The organism is Anaerosporobacter sp. (assembly GCF_965301125.1).
In genome coordinates, this window is record NZ_CBDLAM010000315.1 from 1 (window position 1) to 2,767 (window position 2,767).

Sequence of the window (2,767 nt, forward strand, 5' to 3'; positions counted from 1 at the left end):
ATATTTATCATGCGTGGTTAGCTGTATTTATTAATAATAACGACGATCCAGTAAAGAGAATAGAATTATGTAATAAGCAAGAGTCGTATACTATTTTTGAATCAGAATCGGAACAAGAAGTAACAGTAAGACTTATGAAATATTCAGAGGCGGCATTTGGTAAACTAGGTATAAGTGCTATTTCTATAGAGGGAGAAGTTTTATTACCTCCATTAAGAAAAGCAAGAAGAATCGAATTTATAGGTGATTCTATTACTTGTGGTTATGGAGTAGAAGGTATATGTGATTTAGACTTATTTACAGCAAAAGATGAGAACCCTATGATTGCTTATCCATGTCAGACTGCGAAACTCTTAGATGCAGAATTTCAGTTAGTTAGTTGGAGTGGGATTGGTATTATTACAAATTACGTAGATGAATCTATTAATGAACCATTGCAAGATCCGTGGTTAATGCCAGATTTGTATGAATATTCGGATGGGGCATTAGATAGGTTATTAGGTAAAAGTAAATTTGAAGTATGGGATAACTCGAGATATGTTCCGGACTTAATTGTGGTATATCTAGGAACCAATGATGCTAGCTATACGAGAGGTATTAAGGACAGACAAGAGTATTTTGCTAATAGCTATAGAAAGTTCATTGATAAAGTAAGAACTAAAAATCCTAAGTCTTATATCTTATGTGTATTAGGCAGTATGAACCAAGAATTATGCGAAATAGAGGAAAAAGAAGTTTTAGCTAAACGGGCAGAAGGAGATAGTAAGATAAAATATCTCAATTTACCTTTGCAGGATGAAGAAGATGGCTTAGGTACAGATGCGCATCCTAGCCAGATTACGCATAAAAAGATAGCTAAGCAAATTGCAGCGGTTACAAGGGATTGGATTGGTTGGTAATTAATTATGGGGGATGGGGTTAGATGAATATCGTGAAGGTTAATGGAAGTCCGAGGATAAGGGGAAATACAAAACGCATTCTGAATCTATGTGAAAACAGCATGGAAGAAATTCTTAGTAATAGTTCAAATAAGTATGAAACAATAGATATTTATGAATGGGATCTAGAATGGTGCAAAGGATGCAGAGTATGCTTAGATTTATCAGAATTACAATGTCCCAGGAAAGATAGACTAGCTGTAATTAAAGAAAATCTACAACAAGCGGACGGTATGATAATTGGTAGTCCTGTATATGTAGAAGACGTATCAGGAGGAATGAAGAATTTTCTTGATAGAATGTCGTTTAATTGCCACAGACCATTTCTAAACGGAAAGCCTGTATATATATATACTTCTTCTGCATCCAGGTCGTCAAAGCATGCACTTAAGACAATGAAAAGAGCAATCATATCTTGGGGAGGAAATATTGTTGCAACTGACAAATTTAGCATGGGAAAGCTAATGAAACAGCAGGAAGTAGAAGAGAAATTTAGTGAAATAATACGAAAAAGAATGCAGTCTATGACCAAGCAGATTGAAAGAAATAAGGTTACGCTGTATGGATTGATTGCCTTTGGTATCCAGAAAAGATACTGGGGAAAAAAGAAAGGGACGGCAGATTACGATTATTGGAACAGTATGGGCTGGCTAATGCCAGATTGTATTTACTATAATGATGTTAAGATTAGTATAATAAAAAAATATACTGCAATATTTATAAGTAGTACAATGGAAATGTGTATGAGATAGAAGGTAATTAATTTACGAAAGTAATACTAATCGTAAGGAATAGGAGATGTTTTTATGAATGAGAAGATAGAGCAACTATCCAAAATTCTAAGAGACAGTAATAATATTGTTTTCTTTGGTGGAGCAGGAATTAGTACTTCCAGTGGCATCCCTGATTTTCGTAGTTCTAATGGTCTTTATAGCAAGAAATTAAATAGAAACTTTACACCAGAACAAGCAGTATCCCATACTTTTTTTATACGATATCCAGAAGAGTTCTTTGATTTTTATAAGGAGAATTTAGTTTATCCAAACGCAAAACCAAATGATTGTCATATAGCACTTGCCAAGCTTGAAGAAATGGGAAAATTAAAGGCTGTCGTAACTCAAAATATTGATGGTTTACATCAAGCAGCAGGAAGTAAGGTTGTATATGAACTGCATGGATCAGTATTAAGAAACTATTGCATGAAGTGCCATACATTTTATGATGCAGGTTATATATTGGAACAAAAAGGAGTTCCTCATTGTGTAAAATGTGATGGTGTAATAAAACCAGATGTTGTTTTATATGAAGAAGGTTTAGATGACAAAGTAATATCTGGTGCCATTGAAGCTATTGAAAGAGCAGATACACTAATTATTGGAGGAACATCATTAGTTGTTTATCCAGCAGCAGGATTAATTAATTATTTCAAGGGACAAAATCTTGTGTTGATTAATAAGAGTGCAACTTCCGCAGATAGTAAGGCAGATTTGGTAATTAATGATGACATTGCAAAGATAATGAAAGAAGCAATTGAAGGGATATATTAATTTTAGAGGAAAATCATAAAACAATAATGATAAAATATGATAAATATTTCAAATAAATAGTAAAAAAGTACTAGACTTTAGTCAAAACTTGATGTATAATAATGGAAATTAAAGTAATTTGTATACGTGCATTACAAAACTTCTTATACAAATGCTAAATGATCAAGTCTATCAACACTAAATTTCTTTATTTTCTTATTATATTATCTAAATTAGTCCAATTATCTTTTTAATTAACTATTTTTTATAATACGCTTCTTTATATTAACAGTCTAGTTAATT

The 2,767-nt window shown here is 32.4% G+C and carries 3 protein-coding genes; all 3 read left to right on the forward strand.

All coding sequences use genetic code 11. From position 1 onward, the window contains the following. Nucleotides 1–899 (forward strand): GDSL-type esterase/lipase family protein (locus ACW2QF_RS19240; RefSeq protein ID WP_455717634.1); only part of this gene is annotated, 899 nt, incomplete at its 5' end. A 23-nt stretch (nt 900–922) separates the two neighbouring features. Then, nucleotides 923–1,690, forward strand: a complete 768-nt coding sequence (locus tag ACW2QF_RS19245) for a flavodoxin family protein (protein ID WP_455717635.1) — start codon at nt 923–925, stop codon at nt 1,688–1,690. A 54-nt stretch (nt 1,691–1,744) separates the two neighbouring features. Beyond that, nucleotides 1,745–2,485, forward strand: coding sequence for an NAD-dependent protein deacylase (locus tag ACW2QF_RS19250; protein ID WP_455717636.1), 741 nt, complete (start codon nt 1,745–1,747; stop codon nt 2,483–2,485). Nucleotides 2,486–2,767 lie beyond the last annotated feature (282 nt).

What these genes read in the sequence shown, in the direction of transcription:
- ACW2QF_RS19245 (WP_455717635.1), top strand. Translation starts at nt 923, where the DNA reads ATGAATATCGTGAAGGTTAATGGAAGTCCGAGGATAAGGGGAAATACA.
- ACW2QF_RS19250 (WP_455717636.1), top strand. Translation starts at nt 1,745, where the DNA reads ATGAATGAGAAGATAGAGCAACTATCCAAAATTCTAAGAGACAGTAAT.